A 20,620-nucleotide genomic window follows, 5' to 3' on the forward strand; every position below is an offset into this window, starting at 1 on the left:
CATTCCGCCGTCAAGGTAACAATGCCTGCACCTTTGGTTACAGGCATGTGTTACTTCCAAATACAAAGTTTCTATACGTAAATAATCCATTACGATTCCATTTCTTCAATGCTTTTTAATAAGATTTCCCTGGCACAGGATATCGCTTTTGCCACGCTGCCCTCTTCAAAAGGTACGGATAGATTAGCCACCTTAAGAAGTTCTAAATAGCTTCTGCTTGAACCGGCTTTGCATAAATTCAAGTAATCTTTCCATGCCTCATCCTTATTTTCCAGATAGCGTTTCTTAAATTCCATGGCTCCCATTGTAGTAAGGGTATAGTTAATATAATAAAAAGGATACAGGAAAATATGAAGCTTATGATACCAGTATCCGCCTCTTTCCATAAATTCATCGTTATCGTATTTACGCCAGGGCATGTACTTTTCCTCTAGTTTATGCCATTCCAGGGTACGTTCTTTAGGAGTCAAATCCGGATTGGCATATACGATATGCTGGAATTCATCCACTGCCACACCAAATGGAACAAAGGTTATGGCATCCTGTAAATGCATAAAACGGAATTTATCTGCCGCATCTCCAAAGAAATTCTCTGCATAAGGATATGAAAATTGCTCCATGGTCATAGAATGGATTTCTGCTATATCCGTACCGCCCATGTAAAAAAGGGATGTTTTTTGTTCCCTCATTGCTTCATAACCTGCAAAGGCATGACCAAGTTCGTGGGTTAGTACCTGAATATCCCCAATGGTATGGTTAAAGCATGAGAAAACAAATGGGGCTTTATAAGACGGTAAAATGGTCATATATCCGGTAGAGGCTTTGTGAGGCTTATTTTTTAAATCCATCAATTCATGCTCTATCATAAAGTCTATGAATTCACTGGTTTCCGGATTCATTTCATGATACATAATCTGTGCCTGCTTCACAAGATAATCATCATCACCGACCGGTTCTGCATTGCCGTCAGTGAACTTATACTCTTCATCATAGACCATCAGCTCATCCACACCGATACGTTTTCTTTGGGCTTCATAGAGCTTCTCACATAAAGGTACAATCTCTCTTTTTACCTGCTCTCTGAAAGAGGCCACTTCTTTTACTCCGTAGTCACTTCTCTCCTGCTGAATATAGGCTAAGGGTATGAAATTCTCATAACCAAGGGCACGGCCCATTTCATTCCGAACCTCTATCAATTCACTGAAGATATTCTCCATTTCTTCTTCATTCTTATGATAAAAGTCAGAATAGGCTTTAAAAGCAGCTTTTCTGGTATTTCTGTCCGGATCCTCAAAATACTTTTGTATCCCGTACAGATTCAGCACTTCGCCGTTAAAGGATATCTCTGCCGTTGCCATCAGCTTTTGGTATTGCTGTTTCAGCGCTAATTCCTGCTGTAAATGAGGTATGATTTCTTCTTTAAACTGGTCCACATTTCTTTGCATGGAAACAAGCAATTCGCTGCCGTATTCGTTTTCTATGTCACCTGCAAACCTGCTTGCAAGCAGTTCTTTTAAAAGTGCTGTTTTATGAGTTTCCACTTCAACCGATTTGTTCATAACATATTCATATTCTTTTTCATAGAATTCATCTGTTGTATCAAGGGTATTGCGTATCATAGCTATTGTACGCATGGATGAAACCGGTTTATCAAGTTCATCCATATCGTGCAAAACAGCCTGAATTGTCTGATAATCGCCGGCTTTTTTAACTGTTTCTGTCATTCTCTTTAGTTCTTCTTCATACTTAACAAAATCCGGTCTTTGGTATTTAAGTGTTGGAAATGTAAAGTTCTCCATTTGCAGTTCTCCTATACTATATTTTCATCATCCATTAAATGGTATTTCCCTTAATCATAGCAGTATTTTATAAAGATTACAAGACTAATTGGGAGATATTCTTTCCTTTGTATAAGGTTCCAGATGTACGATTACCTGGGCATTTTCATTCATTTTACTTCGAATGGCATTCTCGATTTCATGAACCAGTGTGTGTGTTTCGGATATGTTAAGATAAGGCTCTACCATGACATGCATATCAATATACAGGTTTTGTAAAGTTCCTCTGCTTCTGATTTTATGGGTATCCTTTACCATATCAAAGCTCATCACAATCTTCTTGATTTCCTCAGTATCCACCACTACTCTGTCCAGAAGTATATTACAGTTTGTTTTTCCGACTTCATAAGCACCATGGAATATAAAGACCGCCACCACAAGAGATACGGCTGCATCCATCACAGGCGGAAGACCTAACTTGATGCCGGTCACTGTTATGAGAACTCCTATGGATACAAAGATATCACTTCTGGTATGCATAGAATCCGATACCAGAATAAGGCTTGACAACTCTTTTCCTTTTCGGTATTCCGCTGTTGATACTGCAATATTAATCATAAGTGTAATAATCAACACCAGAAGGCTTTGTACCGTAATTTCCGGTTTTACCGGATTTTGCAGGAGATGGATAGCATTTATAATGATCTTACTGCCGACAAAGAAAAGCAGCACCGCAATAAATACTCCGCAAAGAGTCTCATATTTATTGTGGCCATAAGGATGCTCTTTATCCTCCGGCTTGGAAGCCAGACCGATGCCAATCAATCCAACGATATTGGAAATTCCGTCTGTTAAGGAATGCAGACCATCAGCAGTCATACTGGTACTTTTGATACAAGTACCAATTACAATTTTAAGGATTGCCACCAGCCAGTTCATCAGAAGTATGATAACCAGTATTCCCTGCACTCTTTTATAATTGTCTTTCACCATGAAAATGACCTCTCTGATAATATGTTATGTATAGTAGTTAAATCCGGAGAAACCCGATTTTACTGCAAAAAAAGGGACAATTATATAATTGTCCCATGGATTGTATCTCCATTGTCCCTTTAAGAGACCCGACCACATGTATACCAGATACACTGTCTGTTCATACATACCGCATTGCGGTACTGCCCAAATAAAATATCGGAAAAGGATGTTAAGATACAATATTATATGATTTTTTTAAAATTTTGTTACGCTATTACAGATGCATTACAATTCAATTTTCTGAAAGAATTCATAAAAACCGGTATCCATTGCTAATTCATCGGGATTGGTTTCTTTTCGGTCGTAATAATATAATCCTGACTCAATATGTACCGATAGGCTGTCTAAAGGAAAGCCCTCTGCTCTTCTGCTATGCGGCGTATCTACCAGATAAAAGGATTCTCCAGACAAATTATCTGCCATACTCTCGTATATATGCTCTTCATCCAGAACAAAACATACCGCATTTTTATACCTTGCTTTTAATTTACCAAAGCATTTGGCAAGACTGCTGTAATATTCTATCATTTCCGCATCATTTAATTCTTTACCATTTATTCTTCTGACATGTACACCTGGCTGGCAGTCCTCCGGCAATCCCTCAAAATACAAACCGGAATCACAGGAGAAAACCGGAACATGAAAGGCTTTATAATAGGCGATGGCTTTTAATCTCGCATTATCAAGAGGAGTCAAACCATCTTCTGCAACCTTCGGTATTGCACCGCTATATTCTTTAAGACCGGAAATCTCAAGGTCCAGACCTTTTAATGCTCTCCTCATAGCTTCCAGCTTTCCTTGATTTCCGGTGCCGTATAGTATTTTCATCTTTTGCTGTATCTCCTATATTTTATTCCATTCTGCTTACTAAATTTATGTTTTAATAAATAACATATTTTCCTTTAGGGAGGTTTTCTTCTAATAGCCTAAGAGCTGCTGTTACAGTCTCTTCATTTTCAAAACTTCGTTTGGGAATTATACGGATAATTCTCTCCGATTCAAATAATACAATATATTTATTCGTGACCAACGCCTGATAAATATCTTCATATCGGAGCTTCAAATAAAAATCGGTGGATGTAATTTCCACGGAATCCAGTGTAAGATTATAACCGACTTCCCTTTGCACTAATTTATTACTGCTGAATTCTTTCCTCACAGACTTTTTAATCAGAACAGGCTTTAATATTTTTAAAACAACATATAAAATGATAAAACTTGTCGGCAGCAAAAGACTGAATATCCTCTCATTCAAAGAATTCTCCGTTGGCATTACCGGCTCTGTCGTTGAGACAGGAGCAGACAGGTATTGAGTAACTGCCCCTATGATAAGAAACACTATTACAGCTATAGCTACATACACTATGAATTTCTTTTTTCTGGTTTTTCTAATGAACTTCGGATAAATCATGCTGATTTCTCTATACTCTTCTTCTGTAAGCCTTACTTTAGCTTGAATACTTCTCTCCTGATAGTCCATAAACGCCTCCTGTCCAATTTTTGTACCTGTATATTATAGTATATTTTTTACCAATTATCTATATTTATATAAAAATAAGCAAAGATAAAGGTACCGCCTAATCATTTCTGATTCTGCGGTACCTTTTTTAGTTTGTACTTCTAAAGAATTTCAAGGAGTCTGTCTACCCCTGGTTTGGTAGTTTTATTATAGAAAAATTCATATCGGAAAAATACGAATCCGTCCACAAGACCGGTATTTCTTCCGTATTCCAGCTGATTTCTTAGTACATCAGGGTCATTTTTCCAGTCACTTTCCAGATTGGAACCGGCTCTGTAGGTTGCAAGCCCTACATATACCTTTACTGTGGAACTGGTACGGTAAGAAAGCCATTTCTTTAATATTTTGTCATAAGGATAAGTACTGTTTGAAAATGTCCAGTAAAGCTGAGGGCAGATATAGTCTACATAGCCGTCGGAGGATAACCAGGTCTTTACATCTACATAATAGGCCTGGTCACTTGCCAGCGAGTCAATATATCCGCCGGGACTGATACCAAACTCTGCCTTAGATTTTATTTTCTTTACCGTACTGTAAGCATTTCTGACAAGTGTATTGACATTATATCTTCTCCAGTTGGCAATGGTCATAGGTGTAACATTGTTCTTCTTGCAAACCTCTGCATAAGCCTGATATTCCTGTGCATCAAAGTTTGTCTTGTATGAACTGCCCAAAGCCGGATAGAAATAATCATCAAAATGGATTCCGTCTACATCATAATTTGTCACTATTTCCTTAATGCCATTTAAGATGAGTTCCTGTACTCCCTTCACAGCAGGGTTATAATAAAGACTTCCATCAAAGGATAAGACATTTCTGTCATTGGAAGGATCCTTATCCTCCTTCCACACTCTGGCGGGATTATCCTTTGAAAGCTTTGAATAATCCGTGCTGGCGGTTGTAACCCTGTAAGGATTCAGCCATGCATGAAAAGCCAAGCCTCTCTCATGAGCTGCCTTTACCATATAGGCCAAAGGATCGAATCCCGGGTTAACTCCCTGAGTTCCCGATATGTATTTAGACCAGGGAAAGTAAGCAGAAGGATACATAGCATCTCCAAAAGGCCTTACTTGAACTACAACAGCATTCATTTTCAATTTTACGATATTGTCAAACATTGTATTAACGGTCTTTTCAAAAGAATCTTCGGTAAAACCATTCTTTCCGTAACTGGCAAATTCCAGATAAGATATCCACACAGCCTTTAATTCCAGCGTAACATCAATGGTCTTTATAATGCGGTTTCCGGCTTTATCTTCTGCCATTACACTATAAGTCCCATTATCCGTTACAGTAAAGGAGGGCAATGTGGTTACTTCCTTTGCACTGTCCCATTTATCGGATGTTATGGAAGTATTGCTTCCTTTTAGATATTTTACCTTGCCCATATTGGATGCATCCTTAGCCGTGAAGGTTATAGTGGCTTTTTGATTCATAACAGAATAAGCCAATGATAAGGTTGGATTTTTAACATCAATATTGGATACTGTTACAATTCCGATAGTGCTGTTTCCTGCCTTATCCAAAAGCATTACTGTCTGGCTTCCATTGGCAGTAACAGGAAAGTTCCCTGTTCCGTCAGTACTAAGGCTGATTTCTGTCCTTGCCCCTTCCGTAAAGTCATTGGCTGTATGTACACCGGACATATAGAAAGCAGATGCAAGGCCAGATTCCAGGTCTTCCCCCTTTACCTGCACCGTAACACCTTTATTCGTCGGGTCGGCGGTGCTTAGCGTATAGGAAAATACCGGTGCAGTCTTATCAATGTTTTTTATGGCAACCGTCTTAAGTACAGTATTTCCGGCTTTATCCTTTAACAAAAAAGTAAAGGTATTGTTGGCTGTTATCGTTTTTTTTGCTGTATAGGTATAGATTCCCTTCTTCTTATCTGCTGATACCGCTTTTAAGGGGATGGATTTTGCCTTTTCTGAAAAATCTGCTATCTTCTTACTGCCCGTAAGATAGGTAAGGCTATCAATACCAAATCCGGTTTCCTTGATAGAAAAGGTCAATACCACATTCTGATTCGTTACACTTTGTGTACTTGTACTTACAGTAAAGGAAGGAGCCTTTTTATCAATATTTGATATTGTTATGGTTTTAACAGCAGCGTTTCCTGCCTTATCAAGGGCATAAAAAGTATAGGTCCTATTGGCGGAAAATGACACAGATGCGGAGCCTTTTGAATCAATTTTTAATGCCTTTCCTGCCGATTTGAAATAGGATGCAGCCTTTTTATCATAGGCCCACTTTACTGTTTTAATACCGGAAGCATCCGTAGCTTTAACCGTAACCTTTACATTAGTGTTTGTAGGTGCGGTTGTATTCGCCGAAACAGATATCTTCGGAGCAGCTGTGTCCTTGGCAGCAAAAACAGTTTCCGGCTTTTCTAATAGAACACTGCCTGCCAATAACAGTATTAATAAAAGCCATACATAATTTCTTTTTATCTTGTGTAACATATTTCACCTCATTACAGCTCATTATCCCTCATAGTTATTATACTGCTCATTTTCTGCTTTATGACTTGTGATAAACTCAATTATCTGCCGGTTGGATAGGAATCAAACGTCTCACATATGGTATCATAAATGGCCTTTGCAGCTTTTTCCTGAAAACTTGCATTTGTTAACAGAGTTAAATCACTCTTATTAGACATAAAGCCAAGCTCTATTAAAATTGCAGGAACATGATTTTCTCTTGTTACTACCAGATTCTGGCTTGAGATATAACGCTTCTTTGTGCCAATCTTATCTGTCAGGGAATTCAGAACAAAAGTAGCCAATGTTTTGCTGTTTAACCCTGCAGAATTCACTGAAGTATTGGGTGCATAATAGTAGATTTCCGTACCATAAGGATCCGTCTTGGTATTGGCATTCATATGAAGACTCACAAACATATCAGCACTTACAAGGTCAGAAATTTCTGCTCTTTTATATAGATTTACCAACGTATCATCATATCTGGAATAATAAGCTTTTACTTCAGAATCAGGATTGTCAAAATATTTTCTGGTAAGCTCATACATGATCTTATAATTAAGATCCTTTTCGTAGATAGTCTTTCCATTCAGGGAACGTACCGCACCGGGATCTGTTCCACCATGTCCGGCATCCAAAACAACGATATTTTTGTAAATATCTCTCGGATTACCAATGGTTATGCCAACCTTTGCATTTCCAAGGTCAGTAAGCTTAAAGCCTTGAAGAACGGCGGTGTCAATAATAATTTTTGTTTCCCCGTTTTCTGCTAACAGGCCTACTGTATTAATCATACTATTTGACCACTGAACCGGATTCTGTGTATAGAAGGAAGTCCAGTCACCAGGAAGTTTAATTAATATGCGGTTCTTGTAATATTGATCTTCGGTGGTAATATCCTGATAGGATAACCCGTCCGGAATGCGGAATTCAACAGAATATCCGGTCTTTTGGGTATTAAAAACTATTCTGTAGGTACTGCCGTTTTGTTCTACGTCATAAGAAGCTGAACCATTCTTTTCAAAGGTTATGACTGCAATATTTCCAATAGAGGAAGATGTTACAGTCTTGATAGAGGAAAGTGTTGTCTGTATGCTGCTATCACCTATACCATTTACAGTAGCAGGAAATTGTAAGGTTACAATATTTCCGGCTTCCGATAAATTAACCTTTAAATCCTTCATACCGGTAATCTGAAGATATTCGTTCCCGGAAGATACACCTGCTGTCACTGTGTTAATAAAATTACGGTATATCTTAACATACAAAGTACAGCTGTCGGAGGAAAGAGATAATTCATAGTTTAAGTCAGGGTCTGTGAGACTGAATGCAGCATTTGCACCTGCAGGTGCTGCAGTATCCGGACTTAACGTGATATTTCCTGATAAAGAACCTCCGAGAGTATATGTCTGGATATAGGAAGTTGTATTATTAATATGCAGGTTAAGTACACTATCCTGTTTCGTAAGAATAGACTTACTAAAAGGAAGACTGCCATGAATAGCATAAGTTTCGCTGTTTGGTGTTATTGCATCCAGACTTATGGAATTAATATTAGAGCTTACAGCCGTATCCTGTGAAACCTCTGCCGTATTGGTTATGCTGCTTAAATTCGTGTATTCACTTAAATTTCCAGCTGATAATCCCCAGCTAAAGGAAGTTGTATCAGGTACAGGATCACCGCCAAGTTCCGGTCCTCCATTATTATTCTGATCCGGAATCGTTATAATCTTACTCTTTGTCAGAATGGAAGTCTTAGTAGCGGAATCCCACTTATAATCGTAACCCAAATAAGAAGCCACAAAACTTCCCGGTACCATAACGTAAGCTATGTTGTTATCCAGATTTGTAATGACCAGAGGAGCAGTATCCATAAAATATGCTCTTCCGTTGACTTTGGCTGTTTTACTTCCCATCGTAAGTTCGATTGTATTTGTATTCTTTTTAAGAGTAAGCACCTTTTTGGCTTTATCATAGCTATAATCAGCTGAAACAGAGGAAGCCGCAAATACCTTATATGCCTGAACCATTGCTGTATCATTCATAATGATACTCGGTAAATCGCTGACATCAACTTTCTTCTTATCAATTGTAACGGAACCTCTTGTACCGGTATAATTTACTGATTTTCCACTATAAGAAAGATGCAAAGGGCTTGTAAGAACCCCTGTTAAAGTGCTGCTGTTCCAGGTATACACATACCCAAAGCTTTCTGCAACAAATCTCACAGGAACCATAAATTTGGTTTTATTAACATTTTTAAATTTAATTTTGGTAGGAGCCAAAGACATAGTTACTTTTTTTCCGTTAAGTACTGCCGTTTTACTGCCTTCCGTCAATACCAGTTTTTTACCGTTTTGTGAAAGAGTAAGAACACCCTTCGATTTATCATAGGAATAATTCATTCCTATTCCTGAATTCACAAAAACATCCAGAAAGGAGGCCAAGGAAGTTCCGCCAATGACGACCCCAGGGGTACTTTTCATATCAATGGCCTGGCTTCCGAGATAATACTTAGCCTGATTTCCTGTATAAACCAGATTTGATTTCGTACTATACAGATACAGATTTAAGTTTGTTGCCGCTGATACCTCCGTAAAGGGAAGGCATAATAAAACAAAAGCCAGAATACCCAATAGCTTCCAGTTGTTTTTTAAATTATTCATATTAACCTCTTTCGTGAATATCAAATTCTTGATTTGATATTCCTGAATACGTAGTTGAAAAACTGCTTTTTTGTTTTTTCAACATAACCTCTTTCGCGAATATCAAATTTTTGCTTTGACACTCTTGAATACACAGTTGAAAATTTTTCAACTTATCTTTCTTTCTGTATATTGACAATGGTTTTGACAGCTTAAAATTCCTTCCTGTCAAAACATCTGCTTTTTTGCAAAAACACAAAAAAATTATTTGGAACAGTAGGCTGCCGGTAAAAAATACCTGTATTACCAACATTTGTTGTCAGGTTACTTTCTTTCGTTTTGCTATCAACCTCCTTTTATTTAACAAGCGTGTTGACTTAGTTACATTGTTATATACTCCCATTCCCATTCTCCTATACCTTAAAGTGTAAACGTGTTAAAAATATGTCATTTTTTTGTTAATCATGAATTTTATGGTCAATTTGCATAAATCATGGTATACTGTAGCCATTGGAGGTGTCTTATGTCAGAACATAATTATCATGATAGCATGAATATCTACAATACACTGCGTTTGAGAAAAGTTTTAGAGGAACTCCCCCCTTTTTGCAGGGATTTTTTCAGAGGCATTGAACCTACTACTTCGTCCCTGACCCGCATTGCCTATGCCTATGATTTAAGAGTGTTTTTTGAATTCTTAGCGGCTGCAAATCCTGCTTTTAAAAACAAGGAATCACGAGATATTAAAGTTGATATTCTGGATCAGATCAAAGCAATTGATATTGAAGAATATCTTGACTACCTCTCCTATTATAAAAAGGGTGATTTGGAATATATCAATCAGGAAAACGGAAAAAAGAGAAAGCTTATCTCCTTAAGGAGTTTTTATAATTACTATTTCAAAAAGGAAATGATACAAACAAACCCTGCTGCTTTGGTTAATATTCCCAAACTTCACAGCAAGGAAATCGTACGCCTCGATGTAGATGAAGTTGCCCGTCTTTTGGACCAGGTGGAGTCCGGCGAAAAGATGACAAAGCAGCAGTTAAAATATCATGAGAAGACAAAGAAAAGGGACCTGGCACTTATAACATTGCTTTTAGGTACCGGAATACGTGTATCGGAATGTGTCGGCCTTGATTTAGATGATGTGGACTTTCATAACGACGGTATTAAAATCAGGAGAAAAGGCGGATATGAATCCATTATTTATTTTGGAGATGAAGTCAGGGAAGCCCTTGAAAGCTATCTTGTGGAAAGAGAAACCGTCCTTCCCGAAGCGGGAAGTGAAGAAGCCCTCTTTCTTTCTATGCAACGAAAGAGAATCAGCGTAAAGTCCGTTGAGAATCTTGTGAAGAAATACTCTTCCATGGTTACAAGCTTAAAGCGGATTACCCCTCATAAACTTCGAAGTACCTATGGCACAAGCCTTTACAGAGAGACCGGAGATATCTATCTGGTAGCCGATGTACTTGGGCATAAGGATGTAAATACCACGAAAAAGCACTATGCTGCTATTGAAGATTCCAGGCGAAGAAGCGCTGCCGGAAAAGTAAAGTTAAGGGAAAAAGCAGATAGCTAATATGACCCCTGCTTTACAATCGCCCATGCATGATTACAGGTTATACCGTCTTTCCACTATTATAGCTTTATAGTCTTATCTCACTTTTTAGAATAGTAAAGAACTCGTCTTTAGCATAGTATTCTTTCCATGGGTCATGTCCACATTTATCAATTACGAACATCTTAAATTCGTTCAATCGATTTTCTAAAGGCGCCTTCACCCCATTCCATGGATGAGGGTCGTTTTTACCATGAATCGCGGCAACAGGGCATTTAATGTCTTTGGAGAAATCTAACAGTTCTCCACTTGCGCGCATTGAGAGAGCTTCATCCATTAATGACTTAAATTGCCCTTCATTAAAGGCAATCATGTCTCCTTTTATGTTTGGTAACAGGCAATAATGGTCAGGATCATATTCCTTATCCTGTGTGTATAAATTTGCCGCTCTCATATCTTCTTTTTGTTCTTTTGGCATAATTTTCACACTTCTCGCTTCAACGAGTTGAGGATAATAACTTAATTCAAAGGGGCCACATCCTACCAGAATCAATTTACTGACATATTGAGGATACTTTGCGGCAAAAATGAAAGATAACCATGCGCCCCAGGAATGACCTATCAGAATTACTTTATCAAGTTGATAACGCAGAATAATCCCACGCAGTTCTTCTAAAAGCTCATCAGTTGAATTCCTGGTTTGTAAATGCTCTAAAACTCCAAAGTCATCGGCTAACCCTCGGCATATGCCCGCACAACAACCCGGCGCCCCGGGTCCTCCGTGAACAATTATAGCACGAAACGGTAAACTTCCATACTCTCTGCAATCATTCAAAATATCCACCTCCTGTATATTTAACCGTCATATTTTAACAAACTTAAGTGACAGTTCATTCTGTGCTTCAAGATGCAAAGTCAAGCTTTTTCTCTCCTCGCTGAACGTAAACCTGACCTTTGTATTGACAGGAGTCTCATAGTGCCAAATGCTGGCTACAAATTCTTCATGGTTCCACTCACCATAGCAGACAGCCCTGTAAAAGGAGTCGGAAGTCCAAAATGGCTTTGCGGTTTCTACCCACTGTTTCTGTATAAAACTAATCACATATAAGGGCTGATGCTTTTCATCGTTATAAAGTGCAAGAAGGCACTCTCCTTTTTCAAAATCAAAATTAATTTTATTTATTTTAAAATCATCCGTTGCCTTAGTGTCTGAAGAAAGCCTGTAAGCCGCCCGAAAGGCCGGATAGGGTTCGACATTTTCGTTCACCTGCAGGTGTGTCTGCCTTGTCCCAAACTCAACCAATTTGTTGTAATCAACGCTTTGAGGCATAGCAGCTCCTCCGTCAAGCCATGGAAGGAGGTCACTCCAAATAAGCTTCATAAATTTGCCCATGTCAAGGTTGCTGGTTACAGCAATGACACAGTTCTGATCAGGCATGACAATACAGTATTGTCCGTACATGCCGTCCCCACGGTACACTCCTTCGGGGACACATCTCCAGAACTGGTAGCCGTAACCCTGAGCCCAATCGTTATCGGCTTCGTCTCCGTTATTAATTTGCTTGGAGGTTGCTTCTTCCACCCATGCTTCAGGTACGAGCTGCCGGCCATTGAATTTCCCTTTTTGAAGGAGCATTTGCCCAAAAACGGCGATATCCTCTGTTTTAATATTTAGTCCAAAGCCACCAAAGCTGATTCCTAATTTGTCTTCTTCCCAGACGGGGTCGATTCCCAGCGGTTCAAATAATCTCGGCATGAGGTAATCCACAAGCTTTTCCCCTGTCAATCTAGTAATTATTGCAGAACACATATATGTGGCGAGTGTATTGTAAAAAAAAGCGCTCCCCGGCTCATTTTTGACATGCGAGCTTAAAAATCCGAGAATGTTATTAGAATTTTCATCATTCCATACCCAGTTTTCATAGGTCATTCCTGTTCCCATTGTGAGGAGGTTTTTTACGGTCATTTTCTTGATTTTTTCGTCAACCTTTTCACCCAGTTCATTCATTTCATCTGCGAAGATGTCGGCAATCAGCGTACTTGTGGTTAGCAAACCTTCCTCGATAGCCAAACCAATTGCGATTGAAGTAAAGCTTTTGCTTAGGGAAAACAATTGATGTCTGTACTGAGCTGCATATGGCTTCCACCAACAATCAGCGATATTTTTACCGTTCTTGAGCAGCATAAACGAATGAACCTCAAATCCCTGCTCGTTTACTTTGTTTAAAAAATCCAGAATTGCGGAGGAAGGGATTCCCTGTGATTCCGGTGTGGCTTTTTCAAGTCTCATATTATACCTCCAAAGTTATTTTCAGGTGCGTTTTACGATTCCATCATCCACTTATGTCCGTCCGGATACATAATCTTTAATGAATTATTTAACCATACTTTTTGCTCATTGCTCATTTTTGAAAAAGCAAATTCAAAATCTTCTTGGTATCCTTCACGTTCTATATCTGTCGATTTGTAAAGCAGTAATAATTCAGGGGCTAAATAAGATATATCACCACTATGTAAAATTGCTTTACTTAGTTCCCGTTTAATATTTTTATTGCGGGCATACAGAAAATTTTTCTCATCCTTATCGTTAAAAAGAAATTCAATAAAATTCATTTTAGTTTGACCAATATGGTAAAAGTCAATGATATATATATCCTTTTTATCTGTTGGAGCTAGATGAACGAGTTCGCAATCATTCGTTGAACAAAAGATATTGCGTTTCTCATATTGTTGATTATTTACGTCTGTAATATGATGAGCCATTCCTCCGCCTAACATTTCATAAACACAATAACCTTTTGATTGCATATGTAAAATTATTGAATTGCGGTCATTCCAATATGCCAGAATATCGATATCACCGTGTTTTCGTGATTCATATCCAAGAAATAAATCAATAGCAAATCCTCCGCAGATTGCAAATTCAAAGTTTTGACCTTTTAGTAATTTAACAGCTTCCTCTATCAATTTATTCATCTCAAGACCTCCGATTATTGAAATTTATATAACAGTCTTTCGATTGCAGGGCTTTTCCTCCATTAATAAATAAATTCATTTTCCCAGTTAAAGCTTCCTGATTCCTCTAAGCTTTTTGGCCAATGGCTGCACCATTCCGGAACGCAAGGCTTTTCTACTCTGTCAAGGCTTGGTGTGTAAGGCTTTATATCAAGTACCGGCGTATCGTTATTTGCGTCAATATAGGCAATTTGGATAATTCCCTTTTCATAATCAATATGGATAACCTGTACTGCAGTTAACGCAATTGGATTAGGACGGAAAGGCGACCTTGTGGCAAATGTACCCATTACAGCCGGAGCAGTTTTGTATGGACGTGACATTGTAAGGGTACCACGTGCTTCTTCATTGTCAAAATCGCTGAACATCCAGATAACATTAATATGACTAAATCCGTCCAATGCCTGTAAAGCCGGAACATACTCCGGTTCAAGTTCGATAAATGTCCCTCGCTCATTAAAGCAGATTCTACCAACAGGATTTACTTTTAAATTATTCATAGTGATTCCTCCATATGATTTCTTATTTGTAAATCCAGTGTAGACCCTGACATCATGTGAGAGTCAATCCCCAAAATTAATTCTTAGATTTCTTTCATCGGAATCTGTATTTCAGTTAAGTAATTATCGGGAATTTTTTCATTCCATGGCCCTCTGTGAACAATCTGCCTGCTTTGGCCTTCCATTCTGTACTGATTATGTTCCTGGAGCCAATTTGCAAAAGCAAGATATGCACCTGCAATGTTTTCGAATTTCCCATATACCATTGTGCTGGCCATTACCGGTACAGGTTCCGTATTACGATATACAAATCCATCCTTATCTTTTCCCATTCCTGCCACAGGGGCACATATTTCGATATCAACATCTTTTTCTCTATAATCTGTATCATAATATACAGTAAAAGTATCGTTTGATATAGATATACCACCTTTATTTGCAAAAACCAGCATTTCTCTCCATAGTTTACCCTCGGAGTAATAATCCGGAACAATCCGCCTCAAAGAAAGCACTTGATAACTTGGTATTGATTTGATTGAAACATTGCAGTGTATTGCTATCTTTTCCTGATAAATATCTCTTTTAGCTAATTCAATTTTTGATAATTTGTCCTGTTCGGTTTTGATTGTGTTCTCAATTTCCAAACGTTTATTTTCAAGCTGATTTATAATAAATTCATTGTTCCACTGATTAAGGATAACCGCAATTTCAGAAACATTGAAACCTAAATCCCTCAAAAATATAATTTTATTCAAAGCAAGGATTTGTTCCGCAGAATATAGCCTGTAATTCGTACATTCATCAATTACTGCGGGGCTTAATAATCCTGTTTCATCGTAATACCTTAACATTCGGATTGATACTTGTGTTAATTTGGAGAATTCACCTATTCTGAACATTTACATCATCCTTTGTGGATTAAATACATTTTGATTTTATGGTAATTCCCTCAGCCTCATCCTCTATGACAGCAATATCAGCCCCTAAATTAAGCAGTTTCTGAAAGAAGTTATCATAACCTCTTAATATATGCTCCAATCCATAGATCTTTGATTCGCCCTCTGCAATCAATGCCGCCATTACCAATGACGCACACATTCTGATATCCGTTCCGGTCATCGCCGTCCCGGTTAGCTTTTGTGTGCCACTGATTGTGACTTGGGAATGCACGCTTTCATATGCCATCCCCATTCTGCCGATTTCAAATAAGTGGTTGAACCGAACCGGGAAAATCATATCTCTGATAGAGGATTTGCCATTACATTTCAGGGCATAAACGGAAGCAAAAGGCTGCAGGTCGGTGGGAAAACCAGGATACGGCAATGCTTCTACATTAACAGGTTTCAGTTCGCAATTGGATGCATCAATAATGATATTGCTATCCTCTGCTCTTATATTTGCACCGGAATCTCCCAAAATAGTAATAACCGACATAACATGCTCCGGAATCACATTTCGTATTATTCCGGAGCCTTTTGTTGCTGCAATCATAAATAGAAAGGTACCGACCTCCAGCCGGTCAGGTATGACTTCATGAACTGTCCGGGTTAATTTTGCCGCAGACGGCTTTATATGAATGACAGGGGTACCTGCACCTGTTATTTTAACTCCCATGGAATTCAATAAGACTGCCATATCAACAATTTCCGGTTCCATGGCAGCATTGTAGATTACCGTCTCACTATCAGCCGCACTGGCAACTAACATGGCATTTTCTGTTGCACCTACACTTGGAAACCGCAGGAATATCTTTTGACCCTTGTAAGGGAACTGTGTTGCCTCACATTTTACATATCCGTCAATTGTCTCTGTGCGTATCCCGAATTTATTGAATACATATAAATGAATATCAATTGGTCTGTTTCCTATCTTATCTCCGCCGGATACCGGTACCACTGCTTTTCCGAATTTAGCCAGCAAAACACCCAAAAATAAATTAGAAGCTCTGATTTTGGAAACATATTGCTTACTTAATTCAGAATTAACCAAGTTTCCTGTAATTTTTACGATGCTGTTCTCACAGGCCATCTGAATCCCGATTTCATCTAAGATTCCCTGCATCGCTTCAACATCGGATATATCTGTTACATGTGTTAATACGCCTTCGCCTTCTCCCAGGCACATTGCCGGAATTAAAGCTAAAATGGAATTTTTGGAACCGTTTACATTAACTTCTCCACGTAATGCCTTACCGCCTTTTACTTTCAAATAAGTGCTATTGCCTGTCATTCTATGTAACCTCTCTTATTATTTATAAGCATTACCTTTTTTACATTATTTATCTAATAATATTACTATTCTTTCCCACATAAATCAATGCATATTTGCAACTTTATGATTTCCTGCTGCAAGCGGCTGCATAAAAATAATGTACCTAAATTACAAGGTACATTATCACAATACAATTCTACAGCTCTTTTCTCCATACCATGCGGTTTATAATGCCGGTATAACTCTGTATGATACGGATAACCTTACTGCTTGTATTTTCCTCCCTGTAGTCAGGTACCTCGCTTATCTTTTCTTTCCTGTCTGCCATGGACACAGCCAGTTCCACCGCTTGAAGGACCTCTTCTGCGGATATGGAACCAAGGATAAAGGCACCTTTTTCAAGGGCTTCCGGCCTTTCGGTAGAGGTTCTGATACAAACTGCAGGATAATGTCTAAAATATGCTGCTTCTTCGGGAAGGGTTCCGCTGTCAGATATGGTACAAAAAGAATGGTACTGGAGATGGTTATAATCAGAAAAGGAAAAAGGCTTTAAAGTCCGAACCTTGGGATGAAAATGAAACTGCCGTTTTTCAATAAAGCCTGCCGAACGTGGATGGGTTGAGTAAATTACCGGAAGATTATAGGTTTCTGCCAGGGCATTAACGGCTTCCATAAGCTGAAAGAAATTCTTTTCATTGTCTATATTTTCTTCCCGGTGGGCAGAAAGTACAATATATTGTTCCTCTGAAAGTCCCAGCTTTTTTAATATCTGGGACTTTTCTATTTTTGCCTTGTTTACAGTAAGAACCTCTGCCATGGGAGAGCCAGTTACAAAGCATCTGTCCTTATGGATACCTTCTGCATAAAGATATCTTCTGGCCTGTTCGCTGTAGCAAAGGTTTACGTCAGAAATATGGTCTACGATACGCCTGTTGATTTCCTCCGGTAAATTCTCATCAAAGCAGCGGTTTCCGGCTTCCATATGAAATACCGGTATCTTAAGTCTTTTAGCGGATAGGGCTGCCAGGGCGGAATTGGTATCTCCTAATATCAATAAGGCCCCGGGCTTTTCTGTAAGCATTAATGCATAGCTTTTTGAGATGATAGCTCCTATAGTTTCTCCCGGATTATCACCTGCTGCATCCAGATAGACATCCGGTGCCCTTAATTCCAGGTCTTCGAAGAAAATCTGATTTAATGCATAATCCCAATTCTGTCCTGTATGAACCAGGATATGATCAAAATAGCTGTCACATTTCTTGATTATCTGTGATAGACGTATGATTTCCGGTCTGGTGCCAAGTATTGTCATCAGCTTTAATTTTCCCATAAAACCCTGCCCTTTCTTAATAGAACCTGCTTATTTTCTTTGAACTTAAGAATAATAGGGGGAGAGAGTTAAAAAGGCTCTGTCTGGAAAGAATCAGCCTTCTTCTCTCCCCTTCTTTTTCTGTAAGCATTACAGAGGATTGCCTTCCCTTGTGAATTACCGGGGAAGTAGGAACTGCTACTGCCAAAAGACCTGCTTTCTTTAGATATAGGGTTATATTCAATTCTTCACCATATAAAAAGGTCTTTGGATACAACCCGCGGTAATAGTTGAAGTATTCTTCTGTCAGCAGAAAGGCACAACCCTGCATGCAATAAGGCTTCTCTGCTTCCCCTTTTTCTCTTCCGTGAGTAACCTTAAAGTTATGTTTCTTTAAGTAAGTGCGCAGACGATAGATTCCTTTTATTCCTTTCTTAAGGACAAGATACAAAAGCTTTATGAACTGCAGGAATAATTTTTTTCTCATTTCTTCCGGCAGGCTCTTATACAGGATATAAAGCAAGGTAAACAGAATCGTCTTATAGGGACTCTTAATATTCACTGAAAACGGCTGGGGCTTCTTATCTGCATCATATACAGCAGGTGATATCACGCCGACTCCCTTTTTACAAGCTGCTAACAACTCTTCAAACAGAGTGTCTTCAAATACAACGTCGCTGTTACAGATAAAGCAATTCTTGGCAGAAAACTGCGCTCTTGCATACCGGATTCCTGCATTGTTTCCGCGGGCAAAGCCAAGATTCTTCTTTAGTCTTTTAATCGTTACATGGGGAACCTTCTTAAAATGCTCCGTTAGAATCTCATAGGAGCCGTCACCGGAACCGTTGTCTACTACTACGATTTCATAGCTCCCTCCCTTCTGCTTTAAAGCACTGTTGACACATGCTATGGTTTCCTGATAGTTCTTATAATGTAATATAATGATCGCTAACCTGGTATGCATAGACCCTCCATAAATTTTCGTTTTATTTAAAGCTTAAGGTTTTTTTTAGTTTCTTCTTAGGAAATTTGTACTTTTACGAAACAGGGATAAAAACAGCTCCTTTTCAAATGCATTTAGCCCGGATTTCCACATCATAAGCAGATAGATCCCTGCAAAGCCCCCTCCTTTTATAAAAAAATAAGCAATCCCTTTATAAGGCATGAAAGAAAGAAAAACTGCTGCTGCAAGAGATACCGCAAGAGGTACCCCCATCTTAAAGAAACACTCTTTAAAGAAAATAAATACATTGATTTTAAGCTTGCGGTGATAGATGAAATTCATTGCTGCCGTACGGAAAAGATAGGCTGTGCAGACAGATATTGAAGCCCCAATCTCTTTATATTCTCTTGTGAGCAGTATGGACAGAGCCACATTGATAACTGCCATGGCGGCATAGACAAAGGATTGTAATTTGACCATTCCGGTGGCTGTAACAGTCAGCCCGGCTATGTGCTGGGTAAGTTCAAAAACACTCGGGAATATCAAAAGGAGAATGCAGATATAGGCATTCTGAAAGCCGTTTCCAAGCCAGATACTGATAAAATCTCTCCCAACAGCCAAAAAACCGGTAAAAATCAGTCCAATAAGAAAGAGCTGAATCCTCCCTACCTTTATCATCAGCTCTAACAGTCTTTCTTCGCTATTTTCCTGTGTAATGATTCGTGATACCTTGGGCAGAAACAACCCGTTTATGGCCAAAGCAAAAGTAAATACAATACCTTCCACCGTGGCAGAGGCTCCAAAGACAGAAATGCTTATAGCACCGCAATAGATTCCAAGGATGCTGGGTATGATATTATAGATGAAGCGCTGGGCAATATTGACCACAGTGGACCACATGGAGAATGTAAATATCTCTTTTGTGGTCTTCTTTTCTTTATAATGATAGTTTATTTTGACAGGGGTCGTTCTTTTTACAAAGAAAAGCTTTATTAGGATATTAATAATTCCTGTTACTGCATTTACCATTACCATGGTATAAAGCCCATATCCCATTTTCAGTGCTGCAATGATAAGAGCCATATTAAGGAGTTTGTAAAAAAGCTCACAAGCCTTAAGCTGCACGAATTTCTCGTAGGAGGTAAGAATACCGTTTAAGGTGCCGAAAGGAAAGGCAAGAACACTATAGGAGGAGGCTATCAGAAAAATTACCTTCAGCTTATGAATTTCTGCGGGAGAAAGTTCCTTGTAAATACTTCCCACACAAAAGTAAACTGCAAGAAGGACTACCGCAATTATAATATCCAATAAAAAAAAGAACTTATATATAATTCCAAGGAGATTGTTAGCTGCTTCTCTGTCGTTCTTCGAGTTATATAGGGAAAGAAAACGGGTTACGGCAGCGCCCAGACCAAAATCCATAACAAGTATTCCAATTAAGGACACCGAAAGGGTATAAAGTCCATAATTGCCCTGTCCAAGACTTCGTATCATCCAGGGCGTGTAGATTAATCCTGCCAACAGGTTAATCCCAATGGTGATATATCCTAATACTGCTCCTGCTTTTATCTGCCTTGAGCTTTCCTCTTCATTTATCTCACTCATATACAACACTGCTTTCTTT

At 38.7% G+C, this 20,620-nt stretch carries 16 protein-coding genes and 1 riboswitch; of the genes, 1 reads left to right on the forward strand and 15 read right to left on the reverse strand.

All coding sequences use genetic code 11. The annotated features are described in order from the left end of the window. Positions 1-89 precede the first annotated feature (89 nt). The 6 genes from BUF11_RS05060 to BUF11_RS05085 form a co-directional block, all read right to left on the reverse strand. Positions 90-1,799, reverse strand: coding sequence for a M3 family oligoendopeptidase (locus tag BUF11_RS05060; RefSeq protein ID WP_073587648.1), 1,710 nt, complete (start codon positions 1,797-1,799; stop codon positions 90-92). 84 nt (positions 1,800-1,883) lie between these two features. After that, a complete protein-coding gene (locus BUF11_RS05065; RefSeq protein WP_073587649.1) occupies positions 1,884-2,771 on the reverse strand; it encodes a cation diffusion facilitator family transporter in 888 nt (295 codons plus the stop codon). Between the two features lie 86 nt (positions 2,772-2,857). Further along, positions 2,858-2,944: riboswitch (NiCo riboswitch) on the reverse strand. Between the two features lie 94 nt (positions 2,945-3,038). Then, positions 3,039-3,641 carry a non-canonical purine NTP pyrophosphatase gene (locus BUF11_RS05070; RefSeq protein ID WP_073587650.1) on the reverse strand — a complete coding sequence of 201 codons (603 nt, stop codon included), beginning with the start codon at positions 3,639-3,641 and terminating at the stop codon, positions 3,039-3,041. A 52-nt stretch (positions 3,642-3,693) separates the two neighbouring features. Continuing rightward, the gene (locus BUF11_RS05075) at positions 3,694-4,293 is read right to left on the reverse strand and encodes a YcxB family protein (RefSeq protein WP_073587651.1); all 600 of its coding nucleotides are present in this window, start codon (positions 4,291-4,293) and stop codon (positions 3,694-3,696) included. Between the two features lie 140 nt (positions 4,294-4,433). Continuing rightward, on the reverse strand, positions 4,434-6,794 hold the full coding sequence (locus tag BUF11_RS23750; protein WP_084558452.1) for a glycoside hydrolase family 10 protein: 2,361 nt from the start codon (positions 6,792-6,794) through the stop codon (positions 4,434-4,436). A gap of 80 nt (positions 6,795-6,874) precedes the next feature. Further along, positions 6,875-9,478, reverse strand: coding sequence for an N-acetylmuramoyl-L-alanine amidase (locus tag BUF11_RS05085; protein ID WP_073587652.1), 2,604 nt, complete (start codon positions 9,476-9,478; stop codon positions 6,875-6,877). 502 nt (positions 9,479-9,980) lie between these two features. Between BUF11_RS05085 and BUF11_RS05095 the strand changes: the two genes are divergently transcribed. Further along, a complete protein-coding gene (locus tag BUF11_RS05095) occupies positions 9,981-11,039 on the forward strand; it encodes a tyrosine-type recombinase/integrase (protein WP_073587654.1) in 1,059 nt (352 codons plus the stop codon). Positions 11,040-11,106: 67 nt separating this feature from the next. On the opposite strand, the gene BUF11_RS05100 is transcribed toward BUF11_RS05095, so the two are convergent. The 9 genes from BUF11_RS05100 to BUF11_RS05140 all read right to left on the reverse strand — a co-directional run bounded on the left by BUF11_RS05100 (position 11,107) and on the right by BUF11_RS05140 (position 20,601). Beyond that, positions 11,107-11,853: an alpha/beta fold hydrolase gene (locus tag BUF11_RS05100; protein WP_073587655.1), complete on the reverse strand. Its 747-nt coding sequence runs from the start codon at positions 11,851-11,853 to the stop codon at positions 11,107-11,109. 27 nt (positions 11,854-11,880) lie between these two features. Then, a complete protein-coding gene (locus tag BUF11_RS05105) occupies positions 11,881-13,308 on the reverse strand; it encodes a serine hydrolase domain-containing protein (protein ID WP_073587656.1) in 1,428 nt (475 codons plus the stop codon). 32 nt (positions 13,309-13,340) lie between these two features. Next, complete coding sequence (locus tag BUF11_RS05110; protein WP_073587657.1) at positions 13,341-13,994, reverse strand: nucleotidyltransferase domain-containing protein; 654 nt, start codon at positions 13,992-13,994, stop codon at positions 13,341-13,343. A gap of 62 nt (positions 13,995-14,056) precedes the next feature. Then, entirely contained in the window at positions 14,057-14,533 is a 477-nt protein-coding gene (locus BUF11_RS05115) for an SAM-dependent methyltransferase (protein ID WP_073587658.1), read from the reverse strand. A gap of 83 nt (positions 14,534-14,616) precedes the next feature. Then, a complete protein-coding gene (locus tag BUF11_RS05120) occupies positions 14,617-15,432 on the reverse strand; it encodes a MerR family transcriptional regulator (protein ID WP_073587659.1) in 816 nt (271 codons plus the stop codon). Positions 15,433-15,451: 19 nt separating this feature from the next. Next, on the reverse strand, positions 15,452-16,762 hold the full coding sequence (gene murA, locus BUF11_RS05125) for a UDP-N-acetylglucosamine 1-carboxyvinyltransferase (protein ID WP_073587660.1): 1,311 nt from the start codon (positions 16,760-16,762) through the stop codon (positions 15,452-15,454). Positions 16,763-16,940: 178 nt separating this feature from the next. Then, positions 16,941-18,074 carry a non-hydrolyzing UDP-N-acetylglucosamine 2-epimerase gene (gene wecB / locus BUF11_RS05130; RefSeq protein WP_073587661.1) on the reverse strand — a complete coding sequence of 378 codons (1,134 nt, stop codon included), beginning with the start codon at positions 18,072-18,074 and terminating at the stop codon, positions 16,941-16,943. Positions 18,075-18,090: 16 nt separating this feature from the next. Then, positions 18,091-19,017, reverse strand: a complete 927-nt coding sequence (locus tag BUF11_RS05135; RefSeq protein WP_073587662.1) for a glycosyltransferase — start codon at positions 19,015-19,017, stop codon at positions 18,091-18,093. A 45-nt stretch (positions 19,018-19,062) separates the two neighbouring features. Next, on the reverse strand, positions 19,063-20,601 hold the full coding sequence (locus BUF11_RS05140) for an oligosaccharide flippase family protein (RefSeq protein WP_073587663.1): 1,539 nt from the start codon (positions 20,599-20,601) through the stop codon (positions 19,063-19,065). Between the last annotated feature and the right edge of the window lie 19 nt (positions 20,602-20,620).

This window comes from Anaerocolumna xylanovorans DSM 12503, assembly GCF_900143645.1.
Taxonomy (GTDB): Bacteria; Bacillota; Clostridia; order Lachnospirales; family Lachnospiraceae; genus Anaerocolumna; species Anaerocolumna xylanovorans.

What these genes read in the sequence shown, in the direction of transcription:
- BUF11_RS05105 (WP_073587656.1), bottom strand. Translation starts at nt 13,308, where the DNA reads ATGAGACTTGAAAAAGCCACACCGGAATCACAGGGAATCCCTTCCTCC.
- BUF11_RS05070 (WP_073587650.1), bottom strand. Translation starts at nt 3,641, where the DNA reads ATGAAAATACTATACGGCACCGGAAATCAAGGAAAGCTGGAAGCTATG.
- BUF11_RS05075 (WP_073587651.1), bottom strand. Translation starts at nt 4,293, where the DNA reads ATGGACTATCAGGAGAGAAGTATTCAAGCTAAAGTAAGGCTTACAGAA.
- BUF11_RS23750 (WP_084558452.1), bottom strand. Translation starts at nt 6,794, where the DNA reads ATGTTACACAAGATAAAAAGAAATTATGTATGGCTTTTATTAATACTG.
- wecB (WP_073587661.1), bottom strand. Translation starts at nt 18,074, where the DNA reads ATGGGAAAATTAAAGCTGATGACAATACTTGGCACCAGACCGGAAATC.
- BUF11_RS05115 (WP_073587658.1), bottom strand. Translation starts at nt 14,533, where the DNA reads ATGAATAATTTAAAAGTAAATCCTGTTGGTAGAATCTGCTTTAATGAG.
- BUF11_RS05140 (WP_073587663.1), bottom strand. Translation starts at nt 20,601, where the DNA reads ATGAGTGAGATAAATGAAGAGGAAAGCTCAAGGCAGATAAAAGCAGGA.
- murA (WP_073587660.1), bottom strand. Translation starts at nt 16,762, where the DNA reads ATGACAGGCAATAGCACTTATTTGAAAGTAAAAGGCGGTAAGGCATTA.
- BUF11_RS05085 (WP_073587652.1), bottom strand. Translation starts at nt 9,478, where the DNA reads ATGAATAATTTAAAAAACAACTGGAAGCTATTGGGTATTCTGGCTTTT.
- BUF11_RS05060 (WP_073587648.1), bottom strand. Translation starts at nt 1,799, where the DNA reads ATGGAGAACTTTACATTTCCAACACTTAAATACCAAAGACCGGATTTT.
- BUF11_RS05095 (WP_073587654.1), top strand. Translation starts at nt 9,981, where the DNA reads ATGTCAGAACATAATTATCATGATAGCATGAATATCTACAATACACTG.
- BUF11_RS05135 (WP_073587662.1), bottom strand. Translation starts at nt 19,017, where the DNA reads ATGCATACCAGGTTAGCGATCATTATATTACATTATAAGAACTATCAG.
- BUF11_RS05120 (WP_073587659.1), bottom strand. Translation starts at nt 15,432, where the DNA reads ATGTTCAGAATAGGTGAATTCTCCAAATTAACACAAGTATCAATCCGA.
- BUF11_RS05110 (WP_073587657.1), bottom strand. Translation starts at nt 13,994, where the DNA reads ATGAATAAATTGATAGAGGAAGCTGTTAAATTACTAAAAGGTCAAAAC.
- BUF11_RS05065 (WP_073587649.1), bottom strand. Translation starts at nt 2,771, where the DNA reads ATGGTGAAAGACAATTATAAAAGAGTGCAGGGAATACTGGTTATCATA.